We start from the raw sequence: 15,688 nt of genomic DNA on the forward strand, positions 1-15,688 counted from the left end.
CCGTGCCCCTTTTATGAAATAATAAGTTCTTGTTTCTCGATATGTTCAATTACGTTTTCGAGTTCCTGCATCGTTTCGATCGTAAAGTGTGCCCCGTTATCAATGAAACGATTACGAACCACTTCCATTTTTTCGCGAAGCTCTACCGGATTCATATTTTCAACTTCCTCTTCCGTTAAACCGAGCTCACTACTGCCAAGAATTACACCAACTGTCCACATTCCAGCATTTCTTCCCTCTTTCATATCTGATACCGTGTCTCCAACTTTCATCATATGATTCATTGGATATACACCAAGTTCCATCGCATTTTTATAGCACATCCACGGGTATGGACGACCTGCTGGAACATCATCTGGCGTAACGAGAAAATCAGGTTTATATCCTTGTAATGCTGCTCCCTTTGCTACAATGTCCATCATTTCTCTCGTATAACCAGTTGTTGAACCAATTTTAATGCCTTTTTCTCGTAATGAAGCAATCACTTCTTTTACTCCATTAATCGGCGACGCATAGCGCGGTAAAATGGCGAAGAGAATTTCTTCAAATTCTTCATACATCTCATGAATGTCTGCTTCTGCTGGTAATTGTCCGAAGACACGATTCCACTCACTCGCAATACGAGGCATCTCTGTTAGTGCCCTTACATGATCTATTTTTAATAATCCCATTGGCTTACGAGCTTCTTCAGCTGTAATTTCAACACCACGTTTATGAAAAATCTCCATAAATACTTCCAGTGGTGCAAAACATCCGTAATCAACTGTCGTACCTGCCCAATCAAAAATAACTGCTTCCATTTTCATTTTATCCATCACCTTTCTTACTTATCTTTTTTGCCATTGCGACGTTCGGTTACGAAGAGCTTTCGTTCCCCATTCATATAAAACTCTCACTACAATATTTGTAACAACAATGAGTACGCTCATCGCAGCCGCTGGTGCCACATTTCCTGCATCATCCATATTTACAATTGATACAGCAGCTAGTTTAAAATCAGCTGCATACAAGAAAACAACTGCCGATACGGTTACCATTGAATTTACAAAGTAGTACATAACCATTTCTAAAATTGCTGGTAAACACATCGGGACTGTTACTCGAAGGAATGTTTTATAAAACGGAATGCCCATAGACTGCGAAACAAGTTCAAACTCTCGATCTAGTTTCTTTAAAGCGGTCGTTGCCGTAACGAATGTTACAGAGTAAAAATGAATGATATTTACTAATACTAAAACAGCAATTGTGCCATATAAGGAATGAAACGGATTCGTTACTGAAAGTCCAAGGATTTGAATCGTTGGTTGACTAAAGAAAAAGACGTATCCTAACCCAAGCACTAAACCTGGAATCGCCAAAGGTACGATAGAGAAAAAGTAACCTGTTTTCCGGAAAAATTGTAGCTGATCTATTTTCTCAATTGCATATGCGAATACAAATGTTAAAATCGCCCCAATAACCGCTGTAATTGCTGAAACAATTATGCTATTTTTAAACGCTTCAAGTCCATCTCCTGTTAAACTTGAAAAATTAAAATGCTCAAATGTAAAGCTCATATTATATGGCCATACTTTCACACTTGCAGCAATACCGACTGCAACAAACAAAAGAATAATCATAAGAGTAATTACACTACAATATATGAATGAGATTACATCTCTTTTCTTATTAGCTGTTATTCTGTATGGTACTGCTTTTGAAGATAAGAAATTCGCCTGCTTTCTTTGCGTAATACGATCAACTGCAAAAGCAAAAATAGCTGGGATTAATAAAATCATTCCGACAGTTGCACCCATCGGCATATTTTGCTGCCCAATTACTTGCTTGTATACGTCAGTAGCAAGTACATTATATTGCCCACCAACAATTTTTGGTGCCCCAAAGTCAGTGAAACTAAGTGTAAACACAACGAACATTGCACTAATTAATCCGTACTTTACACTAGGTAAAGTAATAGTGAAAAACTGCTTTGTTTTACTCGCTCCTAACATATTAGAAGCTTCATATAAACGATAATCGGAGCCTTGAAAAGCAATTAATAATATAAGAAACGCTTGTGGAAATGTATACATGACTTCAGCCATTACAATTCCTACTGGGCCATATAAAGGGATTTGTATACCTTCAAATAAACCAAACATCCCTTTCGTTACTAACCCTTGATTACCAAATAAATAGGTAAGCGCAATACCATGCATCATCGTTGGCGCGAATAATGGTAATAATGCTACGTATTGAAATACACGCTTTCCAAAAACATTTGTACGAGCAACTGCATATGCATAAGCGAAAGCTAATGCAACTGAAATGATTGTTGTAGCGCCCGAAATCCATACGGTATTTTGTAATGACTGAACTAAAGTTGGTGTTGTGAAATATTTACTGAAATTCGCTAAACCAACGAAAGCTCCATCTTTATCATAAAAAGCTTGTGTAAATAGTTGTAATAGCGGTAATACAAGTATGATAAGAAAGGAAAGAATCATGCCAATAATTACGAGCCTTTGGATCCATTCCTCTTTTCCTATACTTCTCTTAATCTTTTTTTTCGTACTTTCTACCTTATAGTTTTCTAGCATCTCCATCTATACAATGACCTTCTTTCCATATGACAACATATGATTTTCTGAGAAAGAGATTTGAATGGGCTTTCCTTTTCTAATAGCCTTTGCCTCTACTTCCGATGCCAATATATCCAATACAATTTTCTCATTATAAAGATGTGTTTTCTCTTCTATAACCCGCACTTCCGTCCGGTATACAGATCCACGAAACTCCATACTTTCCACAACTGTCTTAATTCCATCCTTTTGTACAACTGTTACATATTCAGGACGAATTGCATGTTCTTCGTTATTTTTCGAAAAGAAATTAATAGAACCAATAAAATCTGCCACAAACGGGTTGGCTGGTCTTTGATAAATCTCCTCTGGTGTTCCAATCTGCATAATTTCCGCATGATTCATTACAACAATTTTATCAGCCATCGTTAATGCCTCTTCTTGATCATGCGTTACCATAATAGTTGTTACTCCTACTTTTTCTTGCAAATCACGCATTTCTCTACGCAATTTTTCACGTACTTTTGCATCTAAAGCAGATAACGGCTCATCGAGTAACAAAATATCCGGAGACAGAGCGAGCGCACGTGCAAGTGCTACTCGCTGCTGTTGTCCACCAGACATTTGGGCAGGATATTTATCTTTTACATTCAGCAAATCAACAAGTTCTAACGCAGCTAGCGCTTTCTCTTTTACTTCTGCTTTTCCATATTTTTTTGTCTTTAAGCCGTATTCAATATTTTCAAGTGCTGTTAAATTCGGAAATAATGCATATGATTGAAAAACCATTCCGAAGTTCCTCTTTCCAGGCGGCAATGCTGTAATATCTGTTCCATTCACAGCTATACTACCTGTTGTTGCCTCTTCTAGCCCCGCTAAAATTCGAAGCAACGTCGTTTTCCCACAACCACTCGGGCCTAATAAACAAACAAACTCATTTTTTTTCACTGTAAAAGAAATATCTTTTAACGCTGTAAACGCATCAAATTGCTTTTGAATGTGTTGAATTGATAAATATTCGCTCATTTTTCTCTCTCCCACTTACTTACTTTTTAGGTTCTGCTTTTTGGCCAAACTCTTTTTCCCAGCGTTCTAAAATTTTGTCACGATTTTCTGCTGCCCATTTGAAGTCATTCTTTTTGTATAACTTTTCTGTTACATCTTTAGGGAATCCATCTGGAAGTTTATAATCATTTTTAATTGTCGCAAATCCGTTTTTCTCGAAGTATAACTTCATTACATCATCTGTAATTGCCCAGTCTAAAAATGCTTGAGCTAATTTATCATTTTTTGCATTATCTTTCTTAATAAGTGCGTTCGCTTCTACTTCCCAGCCTAATCCTTCTTTCGGTAAAACAACTTCAACAGGTGCACCTTTTTGTTTCTCTTTCAAAGCACTATAAACCATCGATACGCCAACTGGATATTCACCTGCACCTGCTAATTTCGCTGGTTTTGAACCTGAATGAGTATAAGTTGCCATATTATCATGAAGTTTCTTCATGTAATCCCAGCCCTTATCTTCTCCCATAATTTGTAGCCATGCAGAAACCGTTAAAAATCCTGTTCCAGAAGAAGCTGGATGTGGCATAACAAGCGTTCCTTTATATTCTGGTTTCGTTAAATCTTCATATGATTCTGGCATCGGTAAATTTTTCTTCTTTAACTCTTCTTTATTCACTGCAATTCCCGTCATAAATGCAGTATTACCTACCCATTTTTCTGGTTTCTTATCATCTTTAAATTGCGGAAGAACACGATCCGCTCCTTTAGGAGAGTACTCTTTTAACATATCTTTTTTCTCTAAAGCTAATAGACTAGACGCCGCAGTTCCCCATACAACATCTGCTTGTGTATTTTTTCCTTCAGCTAGCAATTTCGCTGTAATAACTCCTGTTGAATCACGAACAATATTCAACTTCACATCTGGGTATTTCTTTTTGAAGGAATCAAGATAAATTGGTACAAGCTCTTCTTCAATCGCTGTGTAAACAGTTAATGATCCAGATAATTTATCATCTTTCACTTTTGCTCCAGCACTTTCTTCTTTCTTTGCACCACACCCCATTAATAACGAAAATACCATTCCAGTTGCTACAGCTTTAAAGATTGTTTTTTTCACTGTTTCTCTCTCCTTTTACAAATCTTATGTACAACTCAAATATATACAACTAGTGTAAAAGCAGTATTAAACCAACATTAATCTTTTGTTTGTTGTTTGTTTTTGTGTAATACGTTGCTACTTCTATGTTTTTTCACATTTTTCTGCCATTAATAAATGCGAAATTTACAAATAATTAAAAAAACCTTTATAATCCCACAAAAAAATGAGGCGTTTGTAAAAAAACGCCTCATTTTTGTTTACCTTTTTTTGAATTACGATTAGCATACTTTGCACTATTTTCTCCTTCATACTCTAATGCAAATTCTGCATCTGGTAAGCTTTCTTTCGGAGTTTTATTATTATTAATTGCTGCATTTTGTTTTACTTTTCTTTTTACCAACGTACTCACCTGCTCTCACTAAATAACTTTCTATTCTAGTTTGATACAACTTAAAATAATTATTACTGGGAAGTGTTAACAAGTACATAAGAGCTTATAGATGGAAATACTACATACGAACAAATCATTACAAAAAGGAGCGATTACTTTGAAGGAGAAAGAAACGATCCAATCGCCAATTTTAGACGAAACGCTCCCGCATCAAATGAATTTCCCATCATTTAAAGGAACGGGAAAACAAATGCAACAACCTTTTGTAAATCAATACGACGTTGTTATTGGTGATAGTAAATATAATTCTGAAAACAGCCCTCTTACTAATTGGAGTGATGAGGTAGATCCTGCCATTATGGCTGGGAAAGAATGGATACACCCTACAAATGATATTGGGTGGATTTCAGAAGAAAATCAAGAACTACTAAAAAACGAAGTTGATAACAAAAATGATGCCTTTATGCATCCTCAATTTGGAATTAACGACTAAAAAACCATTCTACCTAACATAGGTAGAATGGTTTCATACTATCCAATAATAATTCGCTCTTTCGGATACTTATAGCGAGGTGGTTGTTCTCTTCCACCACTAGCTAAAATAAATGTCAAAATACCGACGCGTCCGATAAACATAAGTACGATTAATACAAGTTTACCAGCAGTTGTTAAATCTGGAGTAATACCTGTTGATAATCCAGTCGTCCCGAAAGCAGAACAAACTTCAACTATTAAGCTCATAAGTGGTACATTTTCCGTAATGGATAAAATAAAGAGCGCTGAGGCACATAATAAAATCCCCATCGTCATAACAACAGATGCTTTCAACACATCCTCTTCATGTAGCTGACGTTTGAAAACTCGGACTGTTCTTCCGCCCCTTGCAAATGTATATAACGATAATATACTAACAGCAAATGTCGTTGTACGTATCCCGCCCCCAACTGAACTTGGAGATGCTCCTATGAACATTAATATACTCATAAATAAAAGCGTTGGTTGTGACAATTCACGTATATCCATTGTAGCAAGCCCACCACTTCGCGTCGTCACAGATTGGAATAATGTATAAAATACAGTTTCATGCCATGACTTTCCTACTAAGAAATGATTTCGTTCTAATAGAAAAATCATAATTGTTCCAACAATAACAAGTGCAAAAAATGTTGTTGTCGTCAATTTTGTAAATAACGAAAAGCGAAATAGTTGCTGTCTCCTCTTACTCAGGAATTGCTTTACTTCCATTAACACTGGGAAACCAATAGCACCTAAAATAATAAGTAACATATGAATCATCTGAACAATATAATCTTTTTTGTATGGAATCAGTGATTGTCCAGTTAAATCAAATCCTCCGTTCGTTGTTGCACTAACAGCGGCAAAAAAACCGTGAAAATACGCTTCTTGCCAAGTCGGAAAATACATTAGAAATCTTGTACCTAACAGTAACGCTCCAATAAGTTCTATTGAAATAATTACAATTAAAATGGAACGCATCAATTCCACAAGACCTGCCAAATTTCCTTGGTTATGGTCTGCCATAATTAATCTTCTTCTTTGCAAACCAATCTTTTTCCCCGTTATAATCCAAACGAATGTACCAAGTGCCATAATTCCTAGTCCGCCTAATTGTAAAATAAGGGCTAAAACAATAATTCCTGCCGTTGTAAACGTATCTGAAATAGTAACAACAGAAAGCCCTGTCACACTTACAGCACTAACAGATGTAAACAGCGCATCTATAAATGTCCATTTCACACCAGGCTTCGTAACAAATGGTAAACTAAGCAAACTTACCGATACAACTACCGCTAGTAAATAAAATAAAACGATAAGCTGCACGGGACGTAATTTTTGTAAAAACTTTTTTATCTTTCTCATTCCATCACTTCGCTACCTTTTTTTCTATCGATTAAATAAAGAAAAATCATCACTTTCTTTATTTGTAAATAACTGCTGAAATAGTTTCGCAAATACCATTCCGTATACAGTTCCATTTCCCCCATACGGCAGTGCGTAATATAAATTATGTATCTTTTTATCTTCTTTTAAAATAGGAAGACCGTCATGACTACCACCAAATGCCGCTGCCCAATAATATTCTGCCTGTATATTATTAAACTGTGGGAACATTTCTTTTACAATGTTAATAAGGATATCACGCTTATGCAATAATTTCGTATCACCGATATTTTGAATTTTCAGTGCCTCATCTAATCCGCCTACAATAATGCGATTTTGATACGTTCGAAAATACAAGTATGGACGTGCTGTTTCCCAAATTAATGATTGCTCATGCCAGCCTTCAAATTGATCTATCTTATTTGTCACAACCGCATAAGACGTTTCTACTGTTGTGTTTTTTTCTTTCTTGCCAAAAAGCGGTTCATAACCTGTCGCCATAATTATATTCTTTGCTACGATTTTATTTCCTGTTTTCGTGTAACAAATTAAATCATTTTGGATTTGTTTAATATGTAATGCCTCTGCATGTTCATATATAGTAGCGCCCATTTGTTTCGCTTTATGCAAAAGACTATGCGCTAATAAATATGGATTCACTTCTGCATCACCGCTTGTATATAACGCTGCTTGTTTTGCAAATGAATAACGTTTTTTAATATCAGACTCTGTAAAATATTCAACCGGAAATCCATAATGGTGTAACGTATTATATTCTTCTTGTAAAAATGAAACATCCTCATCTCTACTAGCATAATACAAACTCTTTCGCGGAATAAAATGGGGATCAATATCGAGAGTTGGCACAACCTTCTCCATTGTTTGCAGCGCTTCATAACAAAGTCTATATGCTCGTACCCCTTTCTCTTCACCAAATGTATGAATAAGAGAGGTCAACGATTTATCATGAACAAATTGTAATAATCCTGTATTTGCAGCTGTGCTTCCACATGCAATTGCTCTTTTTTCAATGAGCATAACACGCATTCCAATTTCCGCTAACAAATACGCTATATGAGCACCCGCTTCTCCACTTCCAATTACAAGCACATCACATATCATATCATTTTCTAACGTTGGATAACAAGGTACAGAAACTCCATCACTCCAAAACAACTTACCAGTCATAAGCTTCATAATTATACTCCTACAATGTAATTTTCTCCTTCCTATGTTTCGTCATTTTTCATAAAAAAATCCAACTAACATATGCTAGTTGGATTTCTTTTCTTTAATTAGAACGCTCTTCAAGCCAATTTCCAACTGTCGGATATGTTTGCTTTACAGCTGTTCCACCATACACAATAGACATATGTCCTGTCGGTAAACATACATACTGTTTATCTGTGCTAGAAATATGATCAAGTAAAGCCTCTACTTGACATGGCAGAGCAATATGATCACGTTTCGCGGAAATATTTAAGACATTCGCCTTAATATTTGCAAGGTCTACCTTCTGTCCGCGAATAACGAGTTCACCCTTCACTAATTTATTATTTTGATAAAAATCACGAATCCATTGTCTATATGATTCACCTGGGAATGGAATACCGTCACCAACCCACTTTTGAACTAACTTCCAGCTTTCGACGAAGCGCTCATTTTCTGAACGATCGACTAAAGCAACATATGGACCAACAAAGTTTGTAATTGGTTTTAACATCTTATTTCCGAAATCAATCATTTCAGGTGGAATATTTCCGAATGTATCAACCGCTTTATCTAAATTGAAATACTTCTCATCTAATAAAGGACCGTATAATCCTGTTTCAGAGAAATCAAAAGGACTTGTCATAAAAATCAAGTTACGAATTGGCATGTCCGGATGAAGCGCTGCATAAATAGATGTTAACGTTCCACCCATGCAATAACCAAGTAAAGAAATCTCGTCCGATTTTGCAGTTCTCATTACTTTTTTCACTGCTTTTGCAATATAATCGAACACGAAATCATCAAATTTCAAATGACTATCTTCTAAACCAAATGTGCCCCAATCAAGCATATACACATCAAAACCACGATCTACTAAATATTCCACTAAACTATTTCCTGGAGTTAAATCCATAATATACGGTTTATTAATAAGAGCATATATTAATAAGATTGGAACCCTCTGTGTTTTTTCTTGTTTTGGAATGTAACGATAAAGCTTCGTTTTATTCTTCGTCCAAATAACCTCTTTCGGTGTTAAACCAACTTGTGGTTCTGGTTCGCGTAATAAAATTTCGCTCGCTCTTTTCACACGGCGATATGCTTTGCGATATTCTTCTGGGTACAACTCCAATTGTTTTTCCCATTCTGTTACGAATGTAGTCATTTTTTTATCTCCTTTTCAGTCGATTTCTTTCTAAAAAAAGAAGTGCATTCCTGCTATGGATATGCACTTTTTTCTTACCTTATTACATGTATAATCCACCGTTAATGTTTAATTGCTGACCAGTGATATACGCACCATCACGGCATAGATATACTACACCTTTTGCAATTTCATCAGCTTGGCCAAAGCGTTTTTTCGGGATTTTCGCAACGATTTTTTGACGTACTTCTTCTGGTACCTCTGCTACCATTTCAGTATCAATAAACCCTGGGCAAATTGCGTTTACAGTTACATTTGTTTTTGCAAGTTCTAACGCTAATGATTTTGTAAATCCTAACATACCTGCTTTTGCTGCTGAGTAGTTTGTTTGTCCAAATCCACCAGCTTGACCAATAATAGAAGAAATACTAATGATTCTTCCTTCTTCTGCTTCCGTTATGTATGGAAGTACAGCACTTGTCGTATTAAATACGCTGCTTAAGTTCACGTCAATTACGCGCTCCCAGTCTTCACGATTTAACTTTTTGAATGTACGATCTCTTGTAATACCAGCATTATTAACAAGAATATCAACTTTACCAAAATGATTCACAGCTTCTTCTACAAGTCGGTTTGCGTCTTCTACTTTAGAAACATCCGCTTGAACTGCATAAACGTCATGCCCTTCTTTTCCTAGTTCATTTACTAAGTTTTCAGCTGCTTCTTTACTGCTGTTATAGTTAATAACAACTTTTGCTCCCTCTTGTGCTAATGCTACTGTAATTGCTTTTCCAATTCCTTTTGCCCCACCTGTTACGATTGCTACTTTGCCATTTAATTGAACCATTTCTTTTCCCCCTTAAATGAATTTGTGAGCGATTGTTATAAATCATTTTGGTACTCATACTAATAGAGTCCATATATTAATTATGTTTCGTTGTTTATACATGAAAAAGGGATTCTCCCTCTCTCTTTTACACGTTATAAACAAACGCTATTATCATTTTTTATTTTCTGGCTTATTCGCAGGTTTTACCTCTTCTTTTACAGGTACTTGTAGTTTAGCTAGTACTGCATTTTGCTTTTCTAGCAATTCTAAAATTTGATCAACTTTCGTTTCTAACGTGCGAATATCTTGTTTCACTTTCGTAACATCACGCCTTAATGTAGGAGCTTGTCCTAATGAATCCACTTTCTCTTCTAGAACTTCCTCGATGTTATCAACTTTATTTTCTAAGTTAATAACAAGCGTAGCTACTCTAGCGATATCCTCTTTCGTTGGCACGTTCACTTGTTCTAAATAACTTTTTGTTGTATCATTTAATGCTTTTTGATAAAACAAATTCAAGTCTAGAACGCTGCCCATCCAAGCAGAATATTCTTCTGTTTTAATTGTTTCATTGAGCGCTTTTCCCCAAAATGTTTCGGTTTGTTCATAAGCATTTTTCCATGCTTGCAATGGATCGAATTTTTGATCAATCACTTCGCCTACACTCCCTTTTTCGTTTTTGAAACAATTCAACCTATTCACTATTTTCTAATATTCCGAAAAAAACTTCAAGTCTATATTTTATTTTTCTTTATTTTCCAACAAATGTATTGACATTAAAAACAGATAGGTGTAAATTGCACTTATAAGCAAAAAATTCCATCTAACTGATTCATGAGGTGATGCACAATCATGCTACATAATGAACCAGAACAACGCGAAAGTTTGGAAAACAACCAAACGAAACAACCAAACTCCATGCCAAAAAACTTCTTAGTTCCCTTCTTACTTCTCTGTCTAAAAGACTGGAGTCTTCATGGTTACAAACTTATTCAAATGCTAATGGATATCGGCTTTTCTTCTGTAGACCAAGGTAATGTATATAGGACACTACGCAAATTAGAAAAAGAAAACCTTATTTCTTCTACTTGGGATACAAGCGAAGGAGGGCCAGCAAAAAGAATTTATTCTTTAACTGAATATGGAGAGAAATATTTAGCAACATGTGCAACTTCTTTTGAGCATTACCAAAATATGCTGCGGACGTTTTTCACGTTATATACGAACGCTTTCTTTCCATTTGCCACTACTTCTCCAGAAAAGGATGAAAAGGATTCTTCATCTTCACCTGGTGGTACAGCAGAGTAATCTGCGTTCACAATATGCAAAAAAACATTTGGAGGTCAAACAATGGAAACTAAACCATACGAATTGGTCGATGCATTTTGGAAAAACTGGTCTCAATCTCTTTCCCTCTTCTCTTCAGCTGGGAAACAATTAGAGCAACTTACTTTAGAAACGTTAAAACAACAACAAGACGCTTTGCATAAATTAACATCAGGAGTAAATGAACTAGAAAAAGAATTACAACAATTCACAGCTCAGTTCAATAACCAATATACAGATTACGTGAAGCAATTAACTGGAAACTCCTTAAATGATCAAATTAACGAGTGGCAAGAAAAATGGAATGAACTTTCTACTCAAATGCACCAACTTACTGTTTCTCCTACGAAAACATCTTTGTCTATTCTTACTCAAACTAGCGGTCAATTTGAAGAAACAACAAAGCACTTTATCGAGCAACAACAGTCGCAACGTGAAGAGGTTCAAAAACAGTTAGAAGTTTTTTTGGGAGAGTTCAAGTCCAAACAACTAGAACTCGCAAAGCAGTTCGAGGAAAACTCAAAAAATCTATTTACTTCCATCAAGTAAGAAAAATGTGGCAACTAACTGCAGCACAAACAAAACTCTTTCTTCCTCCTACTACATCAAGATGGCTTACATTTTTCGATATGGAAAAGAAGGAGGACAAAATGAATCCATTTCAAGAAGCACAAACTGTTCCGGAGCTTCGTTACGATGAGATTCAAGTCGGTGATCAAGCATCACTAACAAAAAAAATTACGGATGAGGATGTTATCAATTTTGCAAAATTGACTGGAGATGTAAATCCTATTCATATTTTAGATTCTTTTGCAAAAACGACAATGTTCAAAGAACGTATTGCCCACGGCATGCTCGTTTCGAGTTTTATTTCTACCATTCTTGGAACGAAACTCCCTGGCAAAAATACGATTTATTTATCACAAAACGTTTCATTCCGTGCTCCTGTCAAAATCGGAGATACACTTCGCGTTGTGGCAGAAGTTATTAAAAAACGTGACGATAAAAAAATCATTACATTGCAAACAAACATATATAATCAATCCGATGATATTGTCGTGGAAGGTACAGCGACAATACTGAAAAAAGAGTAGCAAATTTGCTACTCTTTTTTCTATCCAAGAACTTCTAATCACACCGATTACTTCCGTGTATGAGTACGTCGTTTCCACATAAAATAACGGTACCAGTTTATATAGCACTTAAATAAAGTGAAGCTTTAATCCGTGTAATTTGTTTATCACCACTGATTATTAGCCTTCACCAATCGAGCTTTTATAGGCAGCCCGCCAATAGTGGGATAAACTGGACTACTAAGAAGGATGTGTATCAACATGGTAAAAACAAACAAATTATTAGTTCCAGGTGCAGAACAAGCACTTGAACAATTTAAATATGAAATCGCTCAAGAATTCGGTGTAAGCTTAGGATCAAATACAGCATCTCGTTCTAACGGCTCTGTTGGCGGTGAAGTAACGAAACGTCTTGTTGCTTTAGCTCAGCAACAATTACGTGGATAATCATATAACATATGGCTTAGAGGCAGATATTCTCTGCCTCTTTCTTTTTTAACATACATAATAATGCTTTTTCACATACTAGTAAGAACAAATTGAAAGGAACGATATGTAACATGAAACGGATTAACATTAGCATGAGTCCTCCCCGTGTTCTTACTCTATCTTTTATCACGTTATCCATCATCGGTACATGCTTATTAAAATTACCCATTGCTACAACGACGTCTATTTCATGGCTCGATGCCTTATTTACAACAGTTTCTGCTTGTACTGTTACAGGACTTGGTGTTGTGGACACGGGAAAAGTATTTACCTTGTTTGGACAATGCGTCATTTTAACACTTATACAGGTTGGCGGACTTGGTATTATGAGCTTCGCCGTTTTAATCGCAATTATGCTCGGTAGAAAAATTGGTCTTCAAAATCGGATTTTATTACAACAAGCATTAAACCAAACAAATGTCGGCGGAATCATCCGCCTTGCAAAAGCATTATTTATATTTTCTTTTACTGTAGAATGTATTGCCACTTTACTTCTCTCCTTTGAATGGGTACCAAAGTACGGGATTGCCAAAGGAATATATTATAGCTTTTTTCATTCTATCTCAGCCTTTAACAATGCTGGTTTTTCCGTGTGGAGCGACAATTTAACGTCCCACTCCCATAGCATTCTCGTCAATCTCGTTATTTCTTCCCTGATTATTTTAGGAGGGATCGGTTTTACAGTTATCGTAGATATAAAAAGAAAGAAAAACTTTAAAAACCTTACTTTACATTCAAAACTTATGCTCACTTCTACTCTTATCGTAAATATTATTGCTACAGCTTTTATTTTTATATTCGAGTTCCATAATTCACTTTCTATGAGAGGTTTTACCCCATTTGAAGAAGGTATGGCTGCTTATTTTCAAGCGATTTCGACGCGCACTGCCGGATTTAATACTGTGGATATCTCTGCATTATCAAGGCCTTCTCTTTTATTAATGATGCTTCTTATGTTTATTGGTGCTGGCAGTGCTTCAACTGGTGGCGGAATTAAGTTAACGACTTTTTTAATTATGTTTTTTGGCGTATTTAAATTTTTGCAAGAACAAGATGATATTGTCGTGTTTAAAAAATCCATTAAAGATACGCTCATTGTCAAATCATTAACCATTACCATTATTTCAATTTCGTTTATTTTCCTTTCCATTTTAATTCTAAGTATTACTGAGCGAGTTCCTCTATTAATGAGTGCTTTTGAAGTATTTTCAGCATTTGGAACTGTCGGCCTTAGCATGAATTTGACGCCACACTTAACAATTATCGGTAAAGCAATTATTATTTTTATGATGTTTTTTGGAAAAATGGGGCCTTTAACATTAGCTTTTTCATTTGCACGTAAAAAGCAAAGAAAAATAAAATATCCAAACGAAGATATTTTAACAGGTTGACAACCGTATAAATTATCCATATAATGAAAATACAATAACATATCTCCAAAGGGGAGTAGCGTCCAAGAATATTTCTTGGAAACAAAGTCGTCATTACGTAGAACATAGTTCTTCCGGCTTTGTTGGCATTTTCATTACATATGTCTAGCAAGACCTTTGCCTATCAACGGCAGAGGTCTTTTTTGTTTTTACTAATTCCTTCCACCGTTGATGCGCGGGAGTATGGGGAATCTAAACAGTGGGGAAATTCTTCACTTGTTTAAAATTTAGAGAAATGAGAGGAGAATGTACATGGATGTATCATTATTATTGGAGTATGGTTGGGTATTACTCATCCTAATTGCACTAGAGGGGATTTTAGCAGCTGATAACGCCCTTGTTCTTGCAATTATGGTAAAACATTTACCAGAAGACAAACGAAAGAAAGCACTATTTTACGGATTAGCAGGAGCGTTTGTTTTCCGCTTCGGATCGCTATTTATGATTTCATTCTTAGTCGATGTATGGCAAGTACAAGCGATTGGTGCAATTTACCTTATGTTTATCGCTGGTAATCACTTATTTAAAACGTACGTTAAAAAGAATACACATGAAGAAACAGAAGAAAAAGAAACAGAGAAAAAACAAGAGAACTTTTGGTGGACTGTATTTAAAGTCGAAGTTGCTGATATCGCCTTCGCAGTTGATTCAATTTTAGCGGCTGTTGCATTAGCAATGACATTACCGAAAACAGGATTAGGTACGATTGGTAGTCTTGATACTGGGCAATTCGTCGTTATCTTTGTAGGTGGACTTATCGGATTAATCATTATGCGATTTGCAGCATCTGCTTTCGTACAAATATTAAAACGTAAACCAGGACTTGAAACGGCAGCATTCTTAATTGTAGGCTGGGTTGGTGTAAAATTAGCAGTTTATACGCTAGCACACCCTGCTTTAGGTGTCCTTCCGCACTCATTCCCAGAATCTACTCCGTGGAAACTTACATTCTGGAGCGTATTAGTCGGAATCGCAGTTTGCGGTTGGTTCTTCTCAAAAGAGGTAGAAGTAAAAGTCGAAAAGAATTTAGACGAAAAAGCGCTGTAATTATAGCGCTTTTTCTTTTTCTCTCGTTTCAAACTCCTCACTATTTTTAGAAAAAATTCCATTATACCGCCTTTTGTAAACGCTCCCTTCATAGATGTATGTCCTTTTTGTGAAATATTGAACAAACTTATTGAAACTGAGAACAAATCCATGTACTTTATTCATATAAAGAGTATTTAT

17 protein-coding genes and 1 riboswitch are annotated in these 15,688 nt (G+C 35.8%); of the genes, 7 read left to right on the top strand and 10 right to left on the bottom strand.

Annotated elements, in window-relative coordinates; translation table 11 throughout:
- Window positions 1-11 precede the first annotated feature (11 nt).
- The 5 genes from phnX to U860_RS36090 form a co-directional block, all read right to left on the bottom strand.
- Complete coding sequence (gene phnX / locus U860_RS0127070) at window positions 12-806, bottom strand: phosphonoacetaldehyde hydrolase (RefSeq protein WP_025150984.1); 795 nt, start codon at window positions 804-806, stop codon at window positions 12-14.
- Window positions 807-827: 21 nt separating this feature from the next.
- Window positions 828-2,585, bottom strand: coding sequence for a putative 2-aminoethylphosphonate ABC transporter permease subunit (locus U860_RS0127075; protein ID WP_025150985.1), 1,758 nt, complete (start codon window positions 2,583-2,585; stop codon window positions 828-830).
- Window positions 2,586-3,587 carry a putative 2-aminoethylphosphonate ABC transporter ATP-binding protein gene (locus U860_RS0127080; protein ID WP_025150986.1) on the bottom strand — a complete coding sequence of 334 codons (1,002 nt, stop codon included), beginning with the start codon at window positions 3,585-3,587 and terminating at the stop codon, window positions 2,586-2,588.
- A 19-nt stretch (window positions 3,588-3,606) separates the two neighbouring features.
- Window positions 3,607-4,683 (bottom strand): putative 2-aminoethylphosphonate ABC transporter substrate-binding protein, encoded by a 1,077-nt coding sequence (locus U860_RS0127085; RefSeq protein WP_025150987.1) that lies wholly within the window; start codon window positions 4,681-4,683, stop codon window positions 3,607-3,609.
- A 229-nt stretch (window positions 4,684-4,912) separates the two neighbouring features.
- Window positions 4,913-5,065, bottom strand: coding sequence for a hypothetical protein (locus U860_RS36090; RefSeq protein ID WP_000240799.1), 153 nt, complete (start codon window positions 5,063-5,065; stop codon window positions 4,913-4,915).
- Between the two features lie 100 nt (window positions 5,066-5,165).
- On the opposite strand from U860_RS36090, the gene U860_RS0127095 reads away from it, so the two are divergent.
- On the top strand, window positions 5,166-5,549 hold the full coding sequence (locus U860_RS0127095; RefSeq protein WP_050447513.1) for a DUF3905 domain-containing protein: 384 nt from the start codon (window positions 5,166-5,168) through the stop codon (window positions 5,547-5,549).
- Between the two features lie 38 nt (window positions 5,550-5,587).
- Here U860_RS0127095 and U860_RS0127100 read toward each other — a convergent pair whose 3' ends face one another.
- The 5 genes from U860_RS0127100 to phaR all read right to left on the bottom strand — a co-directional run bounded on the left by U860_RS0127100 (window position 5,588) and on the right by phaR (window position 10,797).
- Window positions 5,588-6,937: a TrkH family potassium uptake protein gene (locus U860_RS0127100; RefSeq protein ID WP_025150989.1), complete on the bottom strand. Its 1,350-nt coding sequence runs from the start codon at window positions 6,935-6,937 to the stop codon at window positions 5,588-5,590.
- 24 nt (window positions 6,938-6,961) lie between these two features.
- Window positions 6,962-8,155 carry an FAD-dependent oxidoreductase gene (locus U860_RS0127105; RefSeq protein WP_025150990.1) on the bottom strand — a complete coding sequence of 398 codons (1,194 nt, stop codon included), beginning with the start codon at window positions 8,153-8,155 and terminating at the stop codon, window positions 6,962-6,964.
- 94 nt (window positions 8,156-8,249) lie between these two features.
- Window positions 8,250-9,335, bottom strand: a complete 1,086-nt coding sequence (gene phaC / locus U860_RS0127110) for a class III poly(R)-hydroxyalkanoic acid synthase subunit PhaC (RefSeq protein WP_002170962.1) — start codon at window positions 9,333-9,335, stop codon at window positions 8,250-8,252.
- Window positions 9,336-9,417: 82 nt separating this feature from the next.
- Window positions 9,418-10,161, bottom strand: a complete 744-nt coding sequence (locus tag U860_RS0127115) for an acetoacetyl-CoA reductase (RefSeq protein WP_000250412.1) — start codon at window positions 10,159-10,161, stop codon at window positions 9,418-9,420.
- A gap of 153 nt (window positions 10,162-10,314) precedes the next feature.
- Window positions 10,315-10,797 (bottom strand): polyhydroxyalkanoic acid synthase subunit PhaR, encoded by a 483-nt coding sequence (gene phaR, locus U860_RS0127120; RefSeq protein ID WP_025150991.1) that lies wholly within the window; start codon window positions 10,795-10,797, stop codon window positions 10,315-10,317.
- Between the two features lie 198 nt (window positions 10,798-10,995).
- Between phaR and phaQ the strand changes: the two genes are divergently transcribed.
- The 6 genes from phaQ to U860_RS0127155 all read left to right on the top strand — a co-directional run bounded on the left by phaQ (window position 10,996) and on the right by U860_RS0127155 (window position 15,508).
- On the top strand, window positions 10,996-11,451 hold the full coding sequence (phaQ, locus tag U860_RS0127125) for a poly-beta-hydroxybutyrate-responsive repressor (RefSeq protein WP_025150992.1): 456 nt from the start codon (window positions 10,996-10,998) through the stop codon (window positions 11,449-11,451).
- Window positions 11,452-11,493: 42 nt separating this feature from the next.
- Window positions 11,494-12,018, top strand: a complete 525-nt coding sequence (gene phaP / locus U860_RS0127130; protein ID WP_025150993.1) for a polyhydroxyalkanoic acid inclusion protein PhaP — start codon at window positions 11,494-11,496, stop codon at window positions 12,016-12,018.
- Window positions 12,019-12,119: 101 nt separating this feature from the next.
- Window positions 12,120-12,563, top strand: coding sequence for a MaoC family dehydratase (locus tag U860_RS0127135; RefSeq protein ID WP_001067911.1), 444 nt, complete (start codon window positions 12,120-12,122; stop codon window positions 12,561-12,563).
- A gap of 240 nt (window positions 12,564-12,803) precedes the next feature.
- Window positions 12,804-12,989, top strand: coding sequence for an alpha/beta-type small acid-soluble spore protein (locus U860_RS0127140; protein WP_000241212.1), 186 nt, complete (start codon window positions 12,804-12,806; stop codon window positions 12,987-12,989).
- Window positions 12,990-13,102: 113 nt separating this feature from the next.
- Window positions 13,103-14,422 (top strand): TrkH family potassium uptake protein, encoded by a 1,320-nt coding sequence (locus U860_RS0127150; RefSeq protein WP_025150994.1) that lies wholly within the window; start codon window positions 13,103-13,105, stop codon window positions 14,420-14,422.
- A 38-nt stretch (window positions 14,423-14,460) separates the two neighbouring features.
- Window positions 14,461-14,634, top strand: a riboswitch (yybP-ykoY riboswitch).
- A 79-nt stretch (window positions 14,635-14,713) separates the two neighbouring features.
- The gene (locus tag U860_RS0127155; protein WP_025150995.1) at window positions 14,714-15,508 is read left to right on the top strand and encodes a TerC family protein; all 795 of its coding nucleotides are present in this window, start codon (window positions 14,714-14,716) and stop codon (window positions 15,506-15,508) included.
- Window positions 15,509-15,688: the final 180 nt, after the last annotated feature.

The sequence above is a fragment of the Bacillus sp. H1a genome (assembly GCF_000633475.1).
GTDB lineage: Bacteria > Bacillota > Bacilli > Bacillales > Bacillaceae_G > Bacillus_A > Bacillus_A paramycoides.